The organism is Pyxidicoccus trucidator (assembly GCF_010894435.1).
GTDB classification, from domain to species: domain Bacteria; phylum Myxococcota; class Myxococcia; order Myxococcales; family Myxococcaceae; genus Myxococcus; species Myxococcus trucidator.
Genome location: NZ_JAAIXZ010000006.1, coordinates 398,536 through 419,307 on the forward strand (window position 1 = coordinate 398,536; position 20,772 = coordinate 419,307).

The 20,772-nt window shown below is 71.2% G+C and carries 19 protein-coding genes; 5 read left to right on the forward strand and 14 right to left on the reverse strand.

All coding sequences use genetic code 11. From position 1 onward, the window contains the following. Positions 1-2: 2 nt before the first annotated feature. The 7 genes from G4D85_RS19740 to G4D85_RS19770 form a co-directional block, all read right to left on the reverse strand. The gene (locus tag G4D85_RS19740) at positions 3-119 is read right to left on the reverse strand and encodes an aminopeptidase (protein WP_164014193.1); all 117 of its coding nucleotides are present in this window, start codon (positions 117-119) and stop codon (positions 3-5) included. Between the two features lie 46 nt (positions 120-165). Then, positions 166-1,515 (reverse strand): DmpA family aminopeptidase, encoded by a 1,350-nt coding sequence (locus tag G4D85_RS19745; protein ID WP_164014195.1) that lies wholly within the window; start codon positions 1,513-1,515, stop codon positions 166-168. Positions 1,516-1,683: 168 nt separating this feature from the next. Continuing rightward, a complete protein-coding gene (locus G4D85_RS19750) occupies positions 1,684-3,900 on the reverse strand; it encodes a D-alanine--D-alanine ligase family protein (protein WP_164014197.1) in 2,217 nt (738 codons plus the stop codon). Further along, a complete protein-coding gene (locus tag G4D85_RS19755; protein WP_164014473.1) occupies positions 3,885-4,502 on the reverse strand; it encodes an RDD family protein in 618 nt (205 codons plus the stop codon). The genes G4D85_RS19750 and G4D85_RS19755 overlap by 16 nt, the downstream gene beginning before the upstream one ends. Before the next feature lie 23 nt (positions 4,503-4,525). Further along, positions 4,526-5,035, reverse strand: coding sequence for a hypothetical protein (locus G4D85_RS19760; protein WP_240359379.1), 510 nt, complete (start codon positions 5,033-5,035; stop codon positions 4,526-4,528). 75 nt (positions 5,036-5,110) lie between these two features. Beyond that, on the reverse strand, positions 5,111-6,079 hold the full coding sequence (gene hemB / locus G4D85_RS19765) for a porphobilinogen synthase (RefSeq protein WP_240359380.1): 969 nt from the start codon (positions 6,077-6,079) through the stop codon (positions 5,111-5,113). Positions 6,080-6,143: 64 nt separating this feature from the next. After that, on the reverse strand, positions 6,144-6,353 hold the full coding sequence (locus G4D85_RS19770; RefSeq protein ID WP_164014201.1) for a hypothetical protein: 210 nt from the start codon (positions 6,351-6,353) through the stop codon (positions 6,144-6,146). A 291-nt stretch (positions 6,354-6,644) separates the two neighbouring features. On the opposite strand from G4D85_RS19770, the gene G4D85_RS19775 reads away from it, so the two are divergent. Genes G4D85_RS19775 through G4D85_RS19785 form a run of 3 tightly spaced genes read left to right on the forward strand, consistent with a single transcriptional unit; the run spans position 6,645 to position 9,500 of the window. Continuing rightward, positions 6,645-7,550, forward strand: a complete 906-nt coding sequence (locus G4D85_RS19775; RefSeq protein WP_164014476.1) for an ABC transporter ATP-binding protein — start codon at positions 6,645-6,647, stop codon at positions 7,548-7,550. After that, positions 7,547-8,383, forward strand: coding sequence for an ABC-2 transporter permease (locus G4D85_RS19780; protein WP_164014203.1), 837 nt, complete (start codon positions 7,547-7,549; stop codon positions 8,381-8,383). The genes G4D85_RS19775 and G4D85_RS19780 overlap by 4 nt, the downstream gene beginning before the upstream one ends. 1 nt (position 8,384) lies before the next feature. After that, positions 8,385-9,500 (forward strand): hypothetical protein, encoded by a 1,116-nt coding sequence (locus G4D85_RS19785; protein WP_164014205.1) that lies wholly within the window; start codon positions 8,385-8,387, stop codon positions 9,498-9,500. An 83-nt stretch (positions 9,501-9,583) separates the two neighbouring features. On the opposite strand, the gene G4D85_RS19790 is transcribed toward G4D85_RS19785, so the two are convergent. The 5 genes from G4D85_RS19790 to G4D85_RS19810 form a co-directional block, all read right to left on the reverse strand. Beyond that, positions 9,584-10,867, reverse strand: coding sequence for a glycoside hydrolase family 19 protein (locus tag G4D85_RS19790; protein WP_164014207.1), 1,284 nt, complete (start codon positions 10,865-10,867; stop codon positions 9,584-9,586). 39 nt (positions 10,868-10,906) lie between these two features. After that, a complete protein-coding gene (locus tag G4D85_RS19795; protein WP_164014209.1) occupies positions 10,907-12,277 on the reverse strand; it encodes a hypothetical protein in 1,371 nt (456 codons plus the stop codon). A 137-nt stretch (positions 12,278-12,414) separates the two neighbouring features. Next, entirely contained in the window at positions 12,415-13,167 is a 753-nt protein-coding gene (locus G4D85_RS19800; protein WP_240359382.1) for a tRNA1(Val) (adenine(37)-N6)-methyltransferase, read from the reverse strand. A 51-nt stretch (positions 13,168-13,218) separates the two neighbouring features. Then, a complete protein-coding gene (locus tag G4D85_RS19805; protein WP_164014213.1) occupies positions 13,219-14,364 on the reverse strand; it encodes a DUF1015 family protein in 1,146 nt (381 codons plus the stop codon). 68 nt (positions 14,365-14,432) lie between these two features. Further along, positions 14,433-15,911: a hypothetical protein gene (locus tag G4D85_RS19810; RefSeq protein ID WP_240359383.1), complete on the reverse strand. Its 1,479-nt coding sequence runs from the start codon at positions 15,909-15,911 to the stop codon at positions 14,433-14,435. Positions 15,912-16,090: 179 nt separating this feature from the next. On the opposite strand from G4D85_RS19810, the gene G4D85_RS19815 reads away from it, so the two are divergent. Further along, the gene (locus tag G4D85_RS19815; protein WP_164014216.1) at positions 16,091-17,557 is read left to right on the forward strand and encodes a cryptochrome/DNA photolyase family protein; all 1,467 of its coding nucleotides are present in this window, start codon (positions 16,091-16,093) and stop codon (positions 17,555-17,557) included. Positions 17,558-17,661: 104 nt separating this feature from the next. Beyond that, complete coding sequence (locus G4D85_RS19820) at positions 17,662-17,982, forward strand: polyhydroxyalkanoic acid system family protein (RefSeq protein WP_164014218.1); 321 nt, start codon at positions 17,662-17,664, stop codon at positions 17,980-17,982. 37 nt (positions 17,983-18,019) lie between these two features. Here the strand turns inward: G4D85_RS19820 and G4D85_RS19825 are convergent, their stop codons facing one another. Beyond that, a complete protein-coding gene (locus G4D85_RS19825; RefSeq protein ID WP_164014220.1) occupies positions 18,020-19,777 on the reverse strand; it encodes a protein-glutamate O-methyltransferase in 1,758 nt (585 codons plus the stop codon). Beyond that, the gene (locus tag G4D85_RS19830) at positions 19,771-20,772 is read right to left on the reverse strand and encodes a chemotaxis protein CheB (protein ID WP_164014480.1); all 1,002 of its coding nucleotides are present in this window, start codon (positions 20,770-20,772) and stop codon (positions 19,771-19,773) included. Before G4D85_RS19830 ends, G4D85_RS19825 begins: the two co-directional genes overlap by 7 nt.

A 20,772-nucleotide genomic window follows, 5' to 3' on the forward strand; every position in this document is an offset into this window, starting at 1 on the left:
GACTACTTCTTCTTCGCCTCGGCCGCCTTGGCCTCGGCCTTGTTCTTCTTCGCCCGCTTCTTCCAGGCCTGCTTGATCTTCATCTGCACGCGGCGGTGCTTGCTCTTGCTGCGGGCCATCGTTGACTCCTGTGCTCCCGGTAGGGAGACGTGAAAAAAGACGGGCTTACCTATCAGAACCGGATGGGCTCCCGGAAGAGGAACCCTCCGGAGGGGGCTCCTGGGGCTCGTCCGGGGCGGGCCGGGTGGGGTACGGGATGCCCTCCGCCCCCCTCACCTGGGTGGGTCTGGCAGTGGACACCGTCACCTCCCCCTCCCGGTCCTCGTCGCTCGGCCGCTCGCGGGACGCGGGGGCGCTGCTCTGCTGGGGCCGCTTCTTCACCGAGGCGAAGATCGGCTTGAAGGCGTCCAGGGCGCGCCGGACCTCGTCCAGGGGCAGCGCCGGGCTGTGGTTGCCGTTCACCCCCGTCATGGAGGTGGCCATGCACATGGCGTTGAGGATGGCCTCCTCGGTGGCCTCCATCACCGCCTCGTAGAGGGGGTCCAGCCGCTGATCCAGGAGGATCTTCAGCTTGTAGACCATCTTCTGCGTGCGCCTGGGGATGATGTTGGCGGTGGAGAAGCCGACGACAATCTCCCCCGAGCCGTGCGCCGCGTAGCTGCCCACCCGGCCGATGCCCAGCGCCACGCGCTTGCAGAGGCGGTTGATTTGATGGCTGAGCAGCGGCGCGTCCGTGGCCACCACGGCGATGATGGAGCCGTACGTGTGGCCGCGCTTGGGCGTGCCCTTGAACTTCTCCGCCAGCACCTCGCCCACCGGCAGGCCGCCCACCCTCAGGTTGTGCATCTTCCCGAAGTTGGACATCACCAGCACGCCCAGCGTGTAGCCGCCCAGCACCTCCGGCAGCTTCCGGGACGACGTGCCGATGCCGGCCTTGAAGTCGCACGTCACCATGCCGGTGCCGCCGCCCACGTTGCCCTCGGCCACGGGGCCGGTGGCGGCCTTGAGGATGGCCTCGCGCACGTGCTCCTCGCGCACGTGCCGGCCGGAGATGTCGTTGAGCCACGAGTCGTCGCACTCGCCCACCACGGGGATGATGACGTCGTGCTCGTCGCCGATGCCGGGGTAGCGCTCCACCAGGTGGCGCGCCACGCCGTCCGACACCGCGCCCACCGCCATGGTGTTGGTCAGGAGGATGGGCGTCTCGATGAGCCCCCACTCCATCAACTGCGTCATGCCGGAGACCTCGCCCGCGCCGTTGAGCACGAAGCCGCCGCCGGTCATGCGCTCCATGAAGATGTTGCCGTTGTTGGGCATGATGGCCGTGACGCCGGTGCGCACCGGGCCATGGCCGGGCCGCAGCGGGCCCTCGCCTTTGATGATGGTGCTGTGGCCGACGAGGACGCCTTCCACGTCGGTGATGGCGTTGAACTTCCCGGGCTTGAAGCGCCCCAGCGGGAGGCCCAGCTCGCGAGCGCGGACACGGGGCCCTGTTTCCTCGGGGATGTGCACCATGGTCGGCGGACCCTATCCGACCCACTCCCACCGTCAATCACTCCTGCGCATGCCCCGCCCCCGGGCCCGGTGGCCCCGAGGCCCGGCGGAGGAAAAGACGAAGCCCCGGCCCGGCCGCCAGGAAGGCAGGCACGGGACGGGGCGTCGGTCAGCAAGGCAGCCCGGGCGTCAGGCCTTGGCTTCGATGCGCGGGGCCGGCTCGCCGCCGCCAGTGCCCGAGCCGCCGCCAGTGCCCGAGCCGCCGCCAGCGCCCGGAGACGCCGGGGCCGTGGACTGCGCGGGGGCCGGAGCGCCCTGCTCGTCCTGGGGCAGGCCCTTGCGCAGCACCGCCGAGGGGTGCTCGGCCGCGCGGCGCGCCTCGCGCTCCTTGTAGCGGCGGATGGCGGGGGCCATGATTTCGCCGATGAGCCCCCGGTAGTCCATGCCGGCGCCCGCGGCGATGAGGACGAGGTCGCTCCAGCCCGGCGTCAGGCCAGGGAGCGGGTTGCACTCGATGAAGTAGATGCGGCCCTTGTCGTCCATGCGGAAGTCGATGCGCGCCACGTCGCGGCACCCCAGCGCCATGAACGAGTTGCGCGCCGCCGTCCGCAGCTTCTCCAGCAGCGCGGGCTCGAGCTTGGCCGGCGCGTCGTAGCGGATGCGGTCCGTCCAGTCGAGCTTGTGCTGGAAGCTGTAGACGGGGTTCTTCTCCGCCTTGTCGAGGAAGACGATCTCCATCGGCGGCAGCACGCGAGGGCGGCGCTCGCCCAGCAGGCCCACGGTGAACTCACGCCCGCCGATGTACTCCTCGATGAGCGCGGGCTGCTGGTACTTGCCGGCGATCTCGCGCACCACCTCGCGCAATTCCGCCTCGCTGTAGCAGACGCTCTTGGTGACGACGCCCTTGGAGCTGCCCTCGGCCACCGGCTTCACGATGAGCGGGAAGGAGGTGAACTCCTTGTTGAGGCGCTCCTTGCCCGTGGCCATGAGCTGGAAGTTGGGCGTGAGGATGCCGGCCTGGCGGACGATCTTCTTCGCCAGCGCCTTGTCCAGGGCAATGGACAGCGTCGCCGGGTCGGAGCCCGTGTACGGGATGTCCAGCAGCTCCAGCATGGCCGGGACCTGGCTCTCGCGGTTGCGGCCCTTGAAGCCCTCGGCGATGTTGAAGACGATGTCCAGCGGCGTGCTGGACAGCACCGTGGGCAGCTCCGCGGTGGCCTCCAGGTCGATGACCTCGTGGCCCCAGGACGCAATCGCCTCGCGGATGGCCTGCAGCGTGTTGGGCGAGTCGTACTCGGCCTCGCTGTCCTCCACCGACTCGGCGTTGGCCATGGGCTTCACGCGCTTGACGTTGTAGGTGAAGCCCACGCGCAGCGGGCCCGTCTTGCGCGCCGGCTTGCCCTGGCGCTTGCCGTCCTTGATCTTGTAGCGCTTCGCCGCGCTCTGGATGATGGAGTTGATGACCCCGTCCAGGTGCAGCCCGTCCAGCTCCGCGGAGGCGTAGATGCCCGCGCCCGGCTCCAGGCTGGGCAGCGCGTTGATCTCCAGGAAGTACGGCACGCCCGCGTCGCTCAAGCGGAAGTCGATGCGGCCGAGGTCACGGCAGTCGAGCGCCTGGTAGATCTTCTGCGCCATCTTCCGGACGTCCTCCGCCGTGCGGGGCGGAATCAGGGCCGGAGCCCGCACGCTGACGGCGTTCTCCTTCTTCGTCTTCAGCTCGTAGTCATAGATGGCGTACTTGCGTCCGGCGGTCATGGCCGGGTCGACGACGTACTCCACCGGCGTGAGCACGCCGTCGTAGTCGTTGTCCACGGCGGCCAGGAAGGGCACCGTGAGGTCCCTGCCGGAGATGTACTCCTCCACCAGCACGCCGGCGGGGTACTTCTCCAGCGCGGCGGCCACCTTGGTGCGCACCTCGTCCAGCGTCTCCGCGATGGAGTCCTGGGTGATGCCCTTCGAGGAGCCCTCGAAGTTGGGCTTCACGATGACGGGGAAGCGCAGGTTCTCCGCGGTCAGCTCGCTGAGCTTCTCCACGTACTGCCAGCCCGGGGTGCGGATGCCCTGCTTGGTGAGGACGAGCTTGGTGAGCTGCTTGTCCAGCGTCACCGCGAGCGCGTACGCGTCCGAGCCCGTGTACGGGAAGCCGAGCTCGTCGAAGAGGGCCGGGTAGAAGGCCTCACGGAAGCGGCCTCGGCGCCCCTCGGCGGTGTTGAAGATGAGGTCCGGGCTGTACGCCTCCAGCCGCGCCACGGTGCGCGAGGCGGGGCCGCTGACCTCGAAGCGCTCCAGCCGGTGGCCGAGCCGCTCGATGGCCGCGGCCAGTGCGTTGACCGTCTCCTGGGTGTCGAACTCCGCTTCTTCTTCCGAATCAGACAGCCTGAGGTTGTGGGTCAGCGCGATGCGCACGATTGCCCCTTTCTCTTCTTCAGCAAGCGACCACGGCGCACCTTCGCCGCGGACATGATTCGCCCCGGAGCTCGCTGATGAGCCACCGGCGTGCGGGCTGCAACGGTTGCGCCCGCGACAACCTTCCCGTCCACCACCTGCGTCTGCGCCCAGGTATCGCCAAGCCGCCAGCCGAGCGGATCCCTCACCACGCGCCACGCCTCCACGCCGCCGATGACGACCAGCCCCGCCGCCGCCGCCACCGCGCCCAGCGGCGCGGGCATCATCCCCAGCAGCACGATGAGCGCGAGCGGCGCATTGCGAAGCGTGCTGTCGCGGTGCCGCGCCGCCGAGCGCGTGGGCAGGTGCATCACCTTCACGCCGAAGATGCGCTTGCCCACGCTCTGGCCCTGAATCATCCCGTCGGCCAGCAGCAGGAAGAGCAGCGCCACCACCGCGCCCGCCGCGCCGCACACCACGTACAGGCCCCAGGCCACCGCCACGTCGACGAGGCGGGCGCCCAGGCGCAGGAAGAGCGAGGCCTTGGGATACGGCGAGCCGGGCTCCGCCGAGCCGTCCGCGACGATGCGCAGCACCCGGCTGCCACCCCGGCTGTCCGTCATGAAGACGCGTCCAGGCTCGGGGCTCACTCCTCGGGCTCCAAGGTGAGGCCCTCCTCGGGCGACTCGGGCTCGTCCATCCCCGCCAGGCGGGCCAGGCGCTCATGGGCGCTCAGCGGGTGCAGCAGCGGAGCGGCCCAGGCGGACTGCTCCTGTGCCCTCCCGGCGGCGAGCGCCGCGGTGGGGCTGCCCGTGTCCGACATGCGCAGGAGGCGCTCGCGCGCGGCGTCCTCGTCATGCGCGGCGGGAGCCCCTTCGCGGGTGAAGAAGACGAAGGCCATGGCCGGCCGCTTGGACGCCTCGCGCATGGCGAACTGAACGCCGTCGAGGTTCCAGCCCTTCCCGGTCCATTCGGTGAGGGCGCGCTCCAGCGTGCCTTCATCCACCGTGGACAGCTCCACCACTTTGTACTGCAACGGTCCCGGCGCGCGGACGACCGGGGAGCGTCCGCTCCCGGGGCGCTTGCCGGCCCGGCGCCTGCGTTGGGGCGGGGGCTTCTCCGACTTGCGTGCGGGCCGCTTCTTCTTGGTGGGCATCGTGCGCGGTTCATTTGGACGCAACGCGGCGCGCGGATCAAGCGGCAACCCGCGCATCGTGCGTCCGGCTGTTGTCTACAGGAGCTTCGCGGCTTCCAGGGCGTGGTAGGTGATGATGAGGTCGGAGCCGGCGCGCTTGATGGAGGTGAGCGTCTCCATCATCACCCGCTCGTAGTCAATCCAGCCGGCCTGCCCGGCGGCCTTGAGCATGGAGTACTCGCCGGACACGTTGTAGCTGACCACCGGCAGTTCGAAGCGCTCGCGCACGGCGCGGATGATGTCCAGGTAGGCCAGCGCGGGCTTCACCATGATCATGTCCGCGCCCTCCTCCACGTCCAGCGCGACCTCCTTGAGAGCTTCGCGCACGTTGCCGGGGTCCATCTGGTAGCCGCGGCGGTCGCCGGACTTCGGCGCGCTCTGGGCCGCCTCGCGGAAGGGGCCGTAGAAGCCGGAGGCGTACTTGGCCGCGTAGGAGAGGATGGGCACCTCGGTGAGGCGCACCTCATCCAGGGAGCGGCGGATGGCGGCCACGCGCCCGTCCATCATGTCCGAGGGGGCGATGATGTCCGCGCCGGCCTGGGCGCAGGTGACGGCCATCTGGGCCAGCAGCGGCAGGGTGGCGTCGTTGACGACGTGGCCCTCCTCCAGCACGCCGCAGTGGCCGTGGTCCGTGTACTCGCAGAGGCACACGTCGGCGATGACCTGGATCTCCGGGTCGGCCGCCTTGATCTCCCGGATGGCGCGCTGGACGATGCCGTCCTGGGCGTACGCCTGGGTGCCGCGCGCGTCCTTGTGGTTCGGGATTCCGAACAGGAGGACGGAGGGGATGCCCAGGGACTTCGCGTGCCGGGCCTCGGCGACGGCGTGCTCCACGGACAGGTTGAAGACGCCCGGCATGGAGCCGATGGGACGGCGGACGTCCCGGCCCTCCACGACGAAGAGCGGGTAGATGAAGTCACCCGGCTCGAGGCGCGTCTCGCGCACCATGTCGCGCAGGACGGGGTTACGGCGGAGGCGGCGGGGTCTGTGGACGGGATAGGCCATGACGGACGCCGGTATAAACCGGCGGCGCCCGGCATTCATCGTTTCCGCCTCCCTGCCCGGCTGCTCAGCCTGCGGCGAGCCGCCAGCTGCGCTGATGTCGCAGGGCCTCCCGCGCCCGGCGCTGCGCGCGGCGCTCGGCGATGTCCGCCTCATGCAGGGCCCGGGCGTAGCGCACGCGCGACGCCTCGGTGCCGGCCGTCAGCCCCTGCTCGGCCGACTCCAGCTCACGACGGGCCTCCTGAAGCTGCTGCTCGAAGCGGTCCTGGGACGCCATGGGTCTTCTCCTTCGCGGGTGGGGAATGTGGCCGACGGGGTGTGCATGGGTCGGACCATGGAGCCCCAACGGTTCCAAGTTCGCGGAAGGACGGGGTGTCGCGGCGCGGCAGGTACGGAAGGAGTGCGAAACGCGTTTCCCAGGTGCGCGAAAGTGCCGTCGCGGTGAATGGAACGCGCGCTCCCCTGCCTGGCCTCCCCCTGGCAACGCCGGGCAGGCAATCGTCGGCCGCGTCAGTCGTCTACAGTCGCAACCGTGACAGCCAGAGCGCCAGCCATCGAAGTGAGGGGGCTGCGGAAGACGTACCGCCGCGCCTTCCGCAAGACAGGAAACGATGCCCTCAAGGGCATGGACCTGAGCGTGCCCGAGGGGTGCGCCTTCGGGCTCATCGGCCCCAACGGCGCGGGAAAGACGACGTTCATCAAGAGCATCCTCGGCATCGTCCAGCCGACGGGGGGCACGGTGCAGGTGCTGGGCGGCTCGCCGGAGGACCCGCGCATCCGCGCGCGCATCGGCTACCTGCCGGAGCGCCTGCACCTGCCGGGCACCTGGACGCCGACGGCCTTCCTGTCCACCGTCGCACGCCTGAAGGGCCTGAAGGCGGATGCGCCGGGGAACCTGCGCCTGCTGGAGCGGGTGGGCCTGGCGGACGCCGTGGGGCGGAAGATTGGCGGGTACTCCAAGGGCATGCGGCAGCGGCTCGGACTGGCGGCGGCGCTGGTGGGCTCCCCTTCCCTGCTGGTGCTGGACGAGCCCACGGACGGCATCGACCCCATGGGCCGGCTGGAGGTGCGCCGCATCCTGTTGGAGGAGGTGAAGCGGGGCACCACCCTCTTCCTCAACTCGCACCTGCTGGCGGAGACGGAGCGGATCTGCGACAGGGTGGCCATCCTCGCGGACGGGCGGGTGGTGCGTGAGGGGCGCCTGGAGGAGCTGGCGCGCGGCGGGGCCCGGTGGGCGGTGCGCTTCGCGCCCGGGGTGGACGCGGCGGCGCTGGCGGCGGCGGGCTTCTCGCGCGGCGGCGCCGAGGGCCAGTACCACGTGGAGGCGGAGGACCCGGCGGCGCTCAACACGGCGTTGGACCGGGCGCGTTCGGCCGGGGCGCTGCTGGTGGAGCTGCGGCGCGACGGGACTGACTTGGAGTCCGTGCTGCTGGGGACTGTGGCCCCGGCGGGCGCGGTGGGGGTGGCGGCTTGAATCCGGTGCTGGGAATCGCGGGCTACGTGCTGCGCGAGGCGCTGTCGCGCAAGTTCATCCTCGCCTTCATGGTGGGCATCACCCTGGTGCTGTCGGTGGTGGCGCTGAGCCTCCGCATCGAAGTGGTGGACGGGGCGCTGGCGGCCTCGCGGCTGTTCGGCGAGGAGATTCGCGCGAGCATCCGCTCCGTCGACGTGGCGCTGCGCCCCGTGTACACGGCGGCGGCGTTCATCGTGTTCTACGGGGGCATCCTGTTCGGCATCGTCGCGTGCTCGGACTTCGCGCCGTCGCTGATGTCACCGGGGCGCATCGAGCACCTGCTGGCGCTGCCGATTCAGCGCTGGCATCTGCTGGCCGGCACGTTCCTGGGCGTCATGGTGCTGGCGCTGGGCGGCACGCTGTATGGCACCACGGGGCTGGTGCTCATCTTCGGGGTGAAGGCGGGGTACTGGACGGCGGGGCCGCTCATCGCCGGGCTGATGGCGTGCGTGGGCTTCGCGGCGGTGTACGCGGTGATGCTGACCACCGCGACGATGGTGCGCAGCGCGGCGCTCTGCGCGGCGTCCGGCTTCGTCTTCCTGGTGGGCGGCATCATCGCGGGGTACCGGAAGGACGTGGCCAACTTCCTGGAGGCGGGCTTCAGCCGGAGCACCTTCGAGGCGGTGACGCTGGTGCTGCCGCGACTGTCCTCCCTGGCGATGGCGGCGGGAGACATCGCCGCGTCCACGCCGCTGGAGGTGCGCTCGCTGGGGCTGCTGTTGCTGGGCGTGCTGGTGTTTGGATTCGGGGCGCTGGCCGTGGGCTTCTGGCGCTTCGAAGGAAAGGACTACTGAGATGGACAACCGCCGAAGGCGTCGGGTGTGGCTCGGGGTGGCGGGACTGCTGTTCGTGCTGGGCGCGGTGCTGATGTTCACCGGCCAGGGCGACGAGCCGGCTCCCGAGGCCCCCAAGGTGGAGTTCCCCCGGCGGATGCGCAGCGAGGAGCGCGAGCGCGCCGACAAGCGCCGGACGTGGGTGATGCCGACGGTGGACGCCGGCACGGCGGTCCGGGAGCCCCAGCGCCCCAGGGATCCGCTGCTCGCGGCGCTGCCCCGGGGCGAGGGCCGCACGGCCGTGGTCATCGAGGCCAATGCGCTGAGGCACTCGCCGATTGGCGAGCTGCTGCTGGACTGCCTGATGCGCGACGGCGGGAAGCAGCTGGACGAGTTCCGAGAGAAGAGCGGCGTGGACCCGCTCCAGGACCTGGACCGGCTGGTCATCACCGACGAGGGGATGATGCTGTCGGGCAACTTCACCAACGCGAAGTTCAAGGAGCTGATGGGCGATGCCGTGTCAGCGGACTACGGCGAGGGCGCGCGGGTGTACGAGCCAGGGGAGCGGACAGTCACCCTGGCGGATGGCGGCACGGTGACGCGGCGGAGGGACTCCGCGGTGGGCACCTGGAACAACCAGCTCTTCATGGTGGGCAAGACGCCGGACGAGATAAAGGCGGCCATCGACCGGGTGGAAGGGCGAGGGCCGGATGAGCCGTCCGTGATTCCGGAGGGCAGCACCTACGGCGAGATGTACGGCGTGCTGTCGGTGGACCAGCTCGCGAAGCTGCTGCCGCCGGAGCAGGCGGAGCTGGCGCAGCGGCTGCGCGACGTGGCGCAGAACGTGGAGCTGCACGTGGACGCGAGCTCGGACGTGGCGCTGGTGGCGGAGGTGCGCGGCTCGGACGCGGACAAGGTGACGGACCTGGGCAAGTCCCTGGGCGCCGCGCTGTCCCTGGCGCGCATGAAGGCGCAGGCCGAGGGCGAGAAGGAAATAGCGCAGCTGCTCGACTTCGCCCGCGTGCAGCCGAGCGGCGACACGTTCAAGCTGGAGATGGCCGTGCCGCTCGCCGCCCTCCAGGAGCGACTGGCGTTCTGCAAGGAGGAGCGGCAGTCGGCGGATGCGTCGGTGAAGTAGGCGCGCGGACCTGTCTGCGCGTGGAGGAGCCCGGCGCGGGGAGCGCGGCTTCAGCCGGGCTCCCCGCTCCGCACTCGGGCCGGTTAGTCGCCCAGCGCATCCAGGGCCGCGTCGTAGGCCTCCAGGCGCCGGTCGATGCCGTTGTAGCCGCCGTTGACGCCCAGGGTGACGGCGCCGATGTGCCTGCCATCCGCCTGCTCGTTGAGACCCCGGTCGTTGAAGTACCAGCCGGCGGTGCGCGCCGCGAGGTCCGGGTCGGTGGCCACCTGATTGGGGTTCCCGACGAGGTCCACTCCCAGCGCCGTGCCCGCCTCGCGGTAGTTGGCCTCATGGGTGAGCTGCATCAGCCCGCGGCCGTAGTAGTCCCCGAGGTCCGCGGCGGGCTCGAGCTCGGACATGAACTGCAGGTCGGCGGTCTCCGCCGCGATCTGCGACAGGAAGGCCGCCTGGCGCTCGGGGGTGGTGATGTTGAACTCCTCCATCGCCTCGTTGAGCGGCTCCAGGTACCGCTCGCGCAGCTCGGCGGTGGCATTGGGCATGATGTCGGCGAGCTGCTCGTCGGTGACGGCGGTGTACTCGTCCGGGAGGTCGACGGCGGGCGCGGTGATGCCCTGGGCCTCGGCCGCGCGGCGCTCGGCCAGCTCCCCGGCCATGGCCTCGCGGGTCGCGGCGTCGTAGTTGCCCGTGACTTCCATGCCCTGCTCGTGCTGGAAGGACTTGATGGCGCCCTCGGTGATGGAGCCGTAGAAGCCGGTGACGTGCGAGGCGGCCACCATGCCCAGCTCACGAAGCGCGGTCTGCACCTGCTGGTTCTGGGCCGTGACCTCCGCCGACGGATCCGTCCCCGCGGGGTTGCGGGTCAGCTCGACGTCGGGCAGCTCCGCCCTCGCGGCTTCGAGGTCCGCCTCCGTCACGGTCGGCGTCTGCGCCTCTTCGGTGGCCTGGGCTTCCTCAGTGGCCTGGGCCTCGTCGGTGGCCTGGGCCTCGTCGGTGGCCTGCGCCTCGGTGGCCTGAGCCTCGGTGGTCTGGGCCTCCTGCGTGGCCTGCGCCACCTCGGCCTCCTGCGTGACCTGGGCTTCCCGGGCCGCGTCGACCGTCTGCGCCTGGGCCACCGGGCCGCTCACGGGCGAGGGATTGAGCTCCACCGGAGCCTTCGCGGCGGCGACCGTGAAGGTGTCCTTGGCGAACGGGTTCTGGGCCACCGCCGACTTCACGGCCTGCTGGGCCCTGGCGGCCTCCTCGGCGGACTTCCTCGAAGCCTCGGCCTGGCGCGCGGCGTCGGCTCGGGCAGCCTCCGCCCTGGCGGATTCTGCTCTGCTGGCGCTGTCGGCTCCGCCACTTCCTCCACTGCCTCCAACACTCGACATGGCCAGCTCCTCTCGTGGACTCCTGATGACTTCCCGGAGTTATCGCGGGGAAGCCGCGGAAGTTGTGTACCGCCCCGTTTCCGGGTCCAGCACGTGCCTCACGGCGAGCTGCTTCCCGAGCGGCGCCGGGAGCACGTCAAAGGCCTCGATGAGCGACAGGTCCGCGCTGGCGGACCAGGCCACCGGACGCTCTGACAGGCCTCCCGTGCCCCGCAGGCGAAGGGCTTCGGAGAAGCGCCCCTGCGCGTCCATGGTGAAGTGCTGGAAGGACACCCTCGGGCACTCGCCGCACGTGCCGGTCCCCATGGGGTTCGAGGGGCCTTCGTATACCTGAAGCAGCTGCACTCCAGTTGCGTTCGGCGCCACGCGAACCGTATCGTCACCGATGTTGCGCGTGTCCAGGATGGCCTGCCCCCGGGCGGAGACCAGCCAGCGGTCCACACCGCCCCTGCGATTAGCCTCCACGGGCACCGAGACGAGCCTGATATCCCCCACGGCCGCCAGGCCCTTCACCTGCGTCAGGTCCACGCGGACCACGGCGGGGCTCGGGGCCTTGGGCGAGTACTGGTAGGCCCGCGCCGGGTTCATCCACACCTCGAGCGAGTCCGCGCCCGGCCCGGGCTGATACGAGGCGCCCGGGTGCGCCGCCAGGGCCCGCTCCAACAGCTCGGGCCACTGGCCGTAGCGCAGCGGCTTCGACAGGCGCACCGTCTGGAAATCGTAAGACGAGGCCCGAGCCGTCCGAGTGCTCGCGCCGGCCTCGCCGTCCAACAGGTCCACGCGGACGCTCAGCTGGCGCAAGGGCGCCTCCGCCGTGCGGGGGAAGGCCGCGGCAGGGATGCGCGCCTCGAAGCGGTAGCCGCCCGGGAACGAGGCGTAGCGCGCGGTGCCCGCGGGGTCCGTCTGGCCGGAGCGGACCACGCCGTCGGACCGCAGTGCGTACCTCGCCACCAGCGCGTCCTGGAGCTGCTGGCGCAGCGCCGTCTGCTGCCGCCACCAGGCCTCGCAGGCCGCCGCCTTCTTCTGGGGCTTCCGGGGGCAGTCGCCCTCGGTGGGAACGAGATGCTCCTGGAACTGGTCGACATAGGCGAGCGGCGGAAGCTTCGGCGGCGGCAGCGCGAGCCGCACCTCGACGGGGTCTCCGGTGATCTGGGCCTTCGAGTCCCGGACCTCGCCGGCGATGGCGAGCCCCCCGGCATCAATGGCGAGCCAGAGCCTGGCGGACACGGCGTCTTGTGAAGCCGCCGTCCCTCCCCCAGCGGTCCCGCTCAGGGTGAGGGACGGCGGCTGCGTCCACTCGTCGAGCCGTCCGTCCGCCACGAAGTCCGCAGGCAGTCCCTCCTGGACACGGAGGGAGGTGTCGCTGGCGGGCGCGGCGGCGAGCAACAGGAGTGTGACGGGGAGCAGCATGGTGTCGGACCCCTGGGAGGTGCGGCCGGTGCCGGCATCATCACGTCCCAGGTCTCAGTCGGGCAATCCCGGTGCGCGCAATGGCCGCCGTCAGGAGTCGCCGGCCGGAGCCCCGGCAGTGCGCTCGACGAGGCCCTTCACACAATCATCGCGCGCACCTCTTCGGTGAACGCGTGCTCGTCGTCGGCGTGCACCACGAGCGGGGGCAGCACTGTCAGGTCCGCCCTGCCCCCCTTCACCGCGTGGAGCAGCACCAACTTCGCGGGCCTGTCTCCGCGCGGGTGCACCCAGCGCGCGGTGCGCGGCTCCAGCCGGTGGTCGCGCAGCATGGACACCAGGTCGCCGAAGCGTGACGCCGGGTACACCATGCACAGCGAGCCCCGCGTCACCAGCAGGTGCGCCGCCGCGCGCGCCACGTCGGCCAATTCACACGCCAGCTCGTGCCGGGCAATGGCCTTCTCAATCGACAGGCTGCTGCGCCCCGAGGCCCGCGCCCGGTACGGCGGGTTGCACAGCACGTGCGCGAAGCTGCCCGAGGGAAACTGCTCCCCCACACGTCGCAAGTCGCCCTGCACCAGCGACACCTCGCGCTCACAGCGGTTGAGGTACAGGTTGCGCTCGGCCAGGGAGAACAGCCGTGGCTGCAGTTCCAGCGCGGTGATGTCCTTGCGGCCCAGCCTCCGGGCCAGCACCAGCGGGATGATGCCGCAGCCGGTGCCCAGGTCCATCAGCCGGCCCCGCAGCGCTCCGGTCTCGTACACCGCGAAGTGCGCCAGCAGCAGCGGGTCCAACGTGAAGCGATAGCCCAGCCGGCGCTGGAGCACCTGCACCTCGCCACCACAGATGGCATCGAGGGTCTCCCCGGGCCCCGCCTGGAGCTCGAGCCGCACGCGCCGGGGCCATTCCGGCAGGGTTTGTGTCAGGACCCTCACGCCTGGAAGTTAGGCTTCACGATCCAGGAACAGAAGGCCTGCCGGTGGAAGCGGTTCCACTCGCAGTGTCCTCGACGGCAGTGTTGCTTGTGCTTCCATCACGGCCCGTACCTCCCACAGCGGCGGAGGGTTGAGGGCGAAGCCCGCCTGGAAGGTCCCCTCCTCCACGCCCCGCACCAACGCATCCAGCCCATGCACGGGGAAGACCTGGGGATGGCCCGGCGCCTCCGGGTCCTTGAGGCCCAGCACCGTGCGCAGCACCAGCGCGTTGAGCAGCGCCAGGTCCAGGCTCCGCAGCGTGGGATTCCGGGGCGCGCCCTTCAGGTGCGCCAGGTCCAGCCCCTGCCGGAACCGGAGGATGCGGCCCCGCCCTCCCGGAAGCACCAGCAGCACCGCGTGGTGGCCGCTGATGAGCGTGGCCAGCCGCTCGCGCGCGGCGGCCAGTCCCCGGGGCGTGTCGAGCGGCTCGTCCAACTCGTAGACGCGCGCGTACGCCGTCACCAGGGTGAGGAAGGTCTCTTCCTTGAAGGTGTCCACGCCTTTCAACGCGCGGTGGATGGGCTGGAACTCCAGGCCCGGGTCCGACAGGGGCACCACCGCCGCCAGCGTCGGGCCCCGCTCGTCGAGCGCCGCCAGCGGGCGCATGGGCGCCTCGTCCAGCGCAGCCTGGAGCCGCTTCGCCACCGGAGAGGGCTCGATGCGCCGCAGCGACATCGGGTGGCCGTCGTACTCTCCCTGCCACACGGTAATCGCGCGCTCCGAGGCCTCCGCCAGCAGTCCGCGCAGGACGCCATGGTCGTCCGCGGTGAGCGTGACGGCGGGCTCCGCCTCCCAGGCGCGCGGCCGGTACGGGTCATGCTCCAGGGGAAGGCCCGCGTCCGCGCTCAGCGCGCACAGCAGGAAGCGCACGGGCGGCCCGCCCAGCTTCCCCGCGGGGCTGTGAATCTCCACCAGGTACAGCGCCGGCCGCGCGTCGCGCAGCAGGGCGCCCGCTTCACGCAGGCGCCGGAGCTCCGCGGTGGGGTTGGCGGCCTCCAGCAGAGAGCGCACATGGGCTGGCTGGGGCGCCGCATTGCTTCGCGGCACGTAGTCGCTGGGCTCCAGCCGGGACTCGAGCGAGGCCATGAGGGCCGTGAAGGGATGGACGCGGGCCATGTCGGGGGGAAGGTGGTGCTTCCTGCCCCGCCGTGCCATGGCGCCCGCCCGGCCGCCCTACAGCCCGTCTACCACCAGACGTTCTTGTACAGCGGCGTCTTCCTCGAGCGCGGGCCCGCCAGCTTGAGGGACGAGCGGTCCACGCTCTCCTCCCACAGCAGGCTCACCGTGGTGATGGCGCCCGCCGAGCCGAGGAAGGACAGCACGTACGGCGTCGACTGGTCGAAGCCGCCCAGCACCAGGCCGGAGATGAGCAGCACCGCCGCGCCCACGCCCGCGCCGAACATGTCCGCGCGGAGAATCTGCGAGGGCGTCGGGTTGTAGCGCATGGTGGCCAGCGCCATGGCACCGGCGCCAATGCCGGGGGCCAGCAGCAGCCCGTGCCGCCACGTCTTGCCGGACACGTCGGTGCCGGAGAAGTGGATGATGGCCAGGAGGAGCGCGGCATACGCCATGCCCCAGCCCGCGCCGGAGGAGATCAGCAGGCCGTCGTTGAGCGGGAGCTGCCCGCCGCCAAGCCCCGCGGTGAGCCACGCGCCCAGCTCCGCGCCGAGGAAGGCCGACCAGGTCAGCACGCCCGGGTCCTGGGTGAACAGGTCCATGAACCCGGCCATGAACATGCCGCCCACCACCGAGTTGCCGATGCCGAAGGTGGCCATGGGCCGGTCCACCCAGTTGTTGAACTGCCACCACGCGGAGGCGCCGAAGCCCAGGCCCGCGCCGATGAGCGTGCCGGCCAGCATCGCCTCGCGCGAGCTCTGGTTGAAGCTGAAGTCGTTGGCGAAGGCCTGGGTGAAGAAGCCGCCCAGCGCGCCAAGTGTCGTGTGGTGCAACATGAAGGACAGGCTGCCTGGGCCGGACAGGAAGGGGCCCTGACGGGGCCGGCCATCCAGCATCACCCCGGTGTCCTCGGGCGGAGGCGCGGAGGCGGTGGCCGACGAGGGCACGGCGGACGGCTTCGACGGATCCATCCCGTCCGGCGTCAGCGGCGCCTGGGGCTCGGTGCGCAGCGAGCCGGGCTCCGGCGGCACCCTCGGCGCGTCACTCGCGGAGGGGTCCGTGCCCTGCGAGGGCTGCTGCGCCGGGTCCGGCTGCGCGGAGGTGGGAGGCGCGTACGTGGGCTGCTGCGGCGCCGGGTAGGAGTTCTGCGAAGGAGGGTACGCGGGGTCCGCGGGCTGCTGCGCCGGCGGGTAGGCCGGATCCGCGGGCTGCTGCTGTGAGGGCGGGTACGCCGGCTGCTGCGGTGGCGCGGCATTCTGGGGAGGCGGGTACGCCGGCTGCTGTGACGGCGGAGGGTACGCGGGGTCCGCGGGCTGCGTCCCCTGCGGGGGGGACGCGGGCGCGGGGGCCGGCGGCGTGTCCTGCGGGTACGCCGGCTGTTGCGGCTGCGCGTACCCGGGCTGCTGCGCGGACGGCTGCTGCGTGTAGGACGGGGGCGGCGTGGAAGGGTACGAAGTGGGCGCCTGCGCGCCGACAGTCACCGGCATGGCGAGCGCCAGGGTGAGGGCGGCGACGGAGAGGCAGCTCCAGGTTCTCGGATGTGGCACGCGACGACTCCTTGGGTCAGCCGGCGGCGGAGAAGACCACAACCTGCGCCGCGGTGCCGGTTTTTGGGTACTTCCGTCCACTTCCAGGCCACGGGCGTGCGGGCCTGCCCGAAACATGTATTCCAAACACAATTATTTTCTTCCGCGACGCGGAAGCGGCCCGCGCATCCGTGATGCAAATGCCCATCGGATTTTCGTGGTCCGAACTCGGCGTGGACTCCGCGCGCGTGCAGGTGGTGAAAGAGGCCCCGCTTCCCACCGGCCGCCGGGACTTCGTCCTCTACTGGTGCATGGTGAATCACCGCGCCGAGGAGAACCACGCGCTCGACGTGGCCATCGCCCTGGGCAACCACCTGGGCCTGCCCGTCGCCGTCTACCAGGCGCTCCGCCCGGACTACCCCCATGCCTCGGACCGGTTCCACGCCTGGGCCCTGGAAGGCATGAGTGACGTGGCGTCCGGCTGCGCCTCGCGGGGCCTGCCCTACTGGCTGGAGCTGCCGCGCCGCACGCGCGAGCACCGCCCCCGGCTGGCCGAGCTGGGCCGCCGCGCCGCCGCCGTCGTGTCGGACTTCTTCCCCACGTACATCATCCCCGGCCACCTGCGCGGCGCGGCGAAGGCGCTGGACGTGCCGCTGTTCGCGGTGGATGCCTCGTGCGTGGTGCCCATGCAGCGCATCCCCACGGTGCAGGCCGGCGCGTACACCCTGCGCCCCAAGCTGCAGAAGCTGTGGCCGGAGTACCTGGGCCGCACCCTCCCCGCCCGCGCCGTCAAGGCCGCGGCCGCCGGGCGCAAGCTGGAGCCGGACTTCGACACCGCCGACGCGCGCGAGGCCCGCGAGGCGCTGGCCTCCTTCGACATCGACCACGCGGTGGCCCCCATCCCCGAGCGCGGCGGGCGCAAGGCGGGGCTCAAGGCCCTCAACGCCTTCCTCCAGGCGAAGCTGGAGGGCTACGACACCGAGCGCAGCGACCCGGGCCGCGCGCACCAGTCCGGCCTGTCCCCGTTCTTCCACTGGGGCAACCTCTACGCGGGCGAGGCGGCGCGCGCCGTCATCCGCGAGCGCGGCACGGACCACCCCGCCGTGCGCAGCTTCCTGGAGGAGCTGCTGGTGCGGCGCGAGCTGGCCTTCAACTTCTGCTTCCACACCCCCGTGCCCCGGCAGCTCTCCGTGGACTCCCTGCCCGCCTGGGCGCGCGAGACGCTCGCCACGCACCAGAAGGACCCGCGCGAGCACCTCTACACGCTGGAGCAGTTGGAGACGTCGAGCACCGGAGACGGGCTGTGGAACGCGGCCCAGCGAGAGCTGCTGGAGCGCGGCCGCATCCACAACTACCTGCGCATGCTCTGGGGGAAGAAGCTGCTGGAGTGGAGCACCACCCCCGAGGAGGGCCTCCGGCGCATCGCCCTGCTCAACGACAAGTACGCGGTGGACGGGAGAGATCCGGCCAGCGTGGCCAACTTCATGTGGGTGCTGGGGCTGCACGACAGGCCCTTCCAGGAGCGGAAGGTGCTGGGGAAGGTGCGGCCCATGAGCTCGCCGCGCACGGCGGAGAAGTTCGACCTGGCGCCGTACATGGCGCGCTGGGGCCGGCCCGGGGACCCGCCGGTGAAGCTCAAGCGCCCCCGGGGCACAGCCGGCCGGTGAGCAAGCCTGTTGACATCCGGCCCATCAAAAGTGACACGGCGGTTCCCTTCCCGCTCGCGACTCACTAAAGCCACGGGCGGGTCACCGACATCAGGAGCCGGGCCATGGGCATGATGAAGTTCGATATCCCGCACTCCCTCCCGAAGGAGGAGGTGAAGCAGCGCGTCGAGCAGCTGCTGAAGTACTGGGGAGGCAAGTACGGAGTGAAGTCTGACTGGGTGGGCGACGGCGCGAAGATCGTCGGCAAGGTGATGGGCATCCAGATGGATGCGTCCTTCGTCATCACCGACAACCAGGTCCAGGGCGAGGGCACCGACCCGGGCATGCTCCTGCGCGGCAAGGCCAAGTCCTACCTGCAGGACAAGTTCGCGTCCGTGCTGGACCCCAAGAAGAGCCTGGACCAGGTGAAGAGCAACCTGGGCTGAGGCTCAGAGCCGCGTTCCGACTTCGCGGCCCCTGCCTTCAGCGCAGGGGCTGCTCCTCCAGCGCGGCGAGCGCATAGCGCGCCGCGCGGGAGATGGCGTCCGCCGAGTCCGGCATCTCCGGGTAGTGGCCGGCCAGGGGCCGCTGCGGGAAGCGCAGCTGGGCAATGGCGTTGCGATAGCTGCGCCGTGCCGCCTCGTGCTCCTGGGAGCGCTCGTGCACCTGGGCCAGCAGGTAGTGGCCGATGGCCAGCGTGGGCTCCAGGAACAGCGCCTTGCTCAGCTCCGAGCGCGCCTCCTTCAGGTTCCCCGCCTGCAGCGCCGCCACCCCGCCGAACACCCGCGCCTCCACGCACAGCGGCTCGCGCTGGATGGCCAGCGCGAAGGTGTCGCGCGCCTCGGGGATGCGCCCCGTGAGCGAGTAGAGGTTGCCCAGCGTCAGCAGCGCGTCCAGGTCGGTCGGCTCGTCCACGAGCAGGCGCTCCACACCGGCGATGGCGGCGGGAAAGTCCCCCTGCGCCATCTTCCGCACGGCCACGGCCAGCCGCTCCGCGGGCGGCAGCAGCTTGGGCCAGGCCAGCGGCACCTCGCCCGTGCTGGTGCGCGGGGAGCCCACCACCGGGAGTTCCTGGGTGATGCGCGGGCGCGCGGAGTCCGAGGGAGACACCGCCGGCAGCTCCATGGTGATGCGCGGCCGCGCCGAGTCCGTCAGGCGCGGGGCCGGCCCCGGAGCCAGGGGCGGCGGCGTCCCCACGGCCGGAGCGGGCCTCACGCCCCCCGGGGAACCGGACACAGCGGGTGCCCCCTGCGGCCGGGTGGCGCCGGCAGCGGCCTTGGCGGTGGCCTCCGTCTGGATGCGCTTGCGCAGGTCCGCGGCGAAGGACTCGGGCGTCTCCGGCTTGCGCTCGGGCAGCTCCGGTTCGCCGGGGTACGGCGTCATGCGCAGCGGCGGCGGGCGGAAGGCCTTGTCGCTCAGCGGGCGGCGGTACACGAAGGCGCCGTCCACTTCGATCATCTCGAAGCGGTCATAGACCTTGAAGAGGCTCTCCGAGTAGCCCAGGAAGAGCAGCCCGCCCGGCCGCAGCACGCTGAGGAAGCGGTCCATCAGCCCGCGAATGGTGGGCAGGTCGAAGTAGATGATGACGTTGCGGCAGAGGACGAGGTCCAGCGAGGACAGCCCCACCTTGTCGAACACGGGGACGGCGAGGTTCTGCCCGTCGAAGCGGATGTACTCACGCAGGGTGGGCTGCGCCTCGTAGCCCTCCTCCACGGGACGGAAGAAGCGCCGCAGCCGCTCCGGGCCGATGCTGATGCAGCGGCGCGAGGTGAAGCGGCCCTGCCGCGCGGCCTCCACGGCGGCGAGGTTCAGGTCGGTGGCCCACAGGTCCACCTCCACGGCCAGCGCGCCCAGCTCCGCCAGCACCATGGCCACGCTGTAGGGCTCTTCCCCGGTGGCGCAGCCGGCGGACCAGACGGACACCTTGCGCATCTCCCGCCGCGCGCGCGTCACCAGCTCCGGCAGCACGCTCTTCTCCAGGGCGCGGAACTGCTTGGCGTCCCGGAAGAACTCCGTGTGTCCCACCGTCACCAGCGGGAGGAACGAGCGCAGCTCCTCCTCGCCGCCCGGCCCCGCCAGTTGCTCGAGGTACTTCTCCGGGTCCACCTCGCCCCGCACGGGCATGCGGGTGGACAGCGCCAGCCGGAGGCTGTGGAAGCCGTCCGGGGTGATTTTAAGGCCCGCACGCTCCAGAAGGAGCGCGGCCAGTTGCTGGAGCACCTTGTTGCTCGCGGTCAGCACGCGTCCACCCATTGCAGCAACATCTGTCCAATCCGGTCCAGGGGCAGCACCTCCTGCGCGGCGCCCATCAGCACGGCCTCGCGGGGCATGCCCCAGACGACGGACGACGCCTCGTCCTGCGCGATGGTCCTTCCACCACGCTCGCGAATCTCCTTCAACCCTCGCGCGCCGTCGCGCCCCATACCCGTCAGGATGACCCCGATGCAGCGCGAGCCGAAGGCCTCGCCCGCGGAAGTGAGCAGCATGTCACATGAAGGTCTGAAACCGCGGAGCGGAGGACCGGAGTCCAGCTCCAGCCTGCCCTCCGGTCGGACCAACAGGTGACTGCCAGACGGTGCGATGTACACCGTGCCGGGCTCCATCACCACAGAGTCTTCAGCTTCCTTCACCTGGAGCGCGGTCTCCGTGGCCAGCCAGTGCGTCAGCCCCTCGGTAAAGCCCTCGCTGATGTGCTGGCAATAGGCGATGGGCGCGGGAAAGCCCCGGGGAATCATCCGCAGCACCTGGGACACCGCCTTGGGGCCGCCCAGCGACGCGGCGATGGCCACCAGGGGGAAGGGCGGCGCGGGCTGGTCCTCCCGGGACGCCTTGAGAGGCCGGGTGCTCACCTGCCGCACCGCCTTCACCTGCGCGAGCATCACCAGCTTGCGCGCCACGTGGGTCCAGTAGTCCGCCCCCGGCGACGCGGGGCGCTCCACCACGTCCAGCGCGCCCAGGGCCACTGCCTGGAAGGCGTCCTGGCCGGAGAGCACGCCCGAATGCAGCGCGAGGATCGGCACCGGCCGCTCCACCATGACGTGCTCGATGGCCTCCAGCGCCTCGCGGGCACTCAGGTCCACCAGGAGCACGTCCGGGAAGTGGCGCTGCACGGCCACCAGCGCGCCGGCGAAGTCCACCTCCACCGGCCCCACGGGGACGAGCGACTCCCCGTCGAAGAGGCCGCGCGCGGCGAGCGCACGCAGCCCCTTGCCCACCATGAGCACCCGGTACGCCAT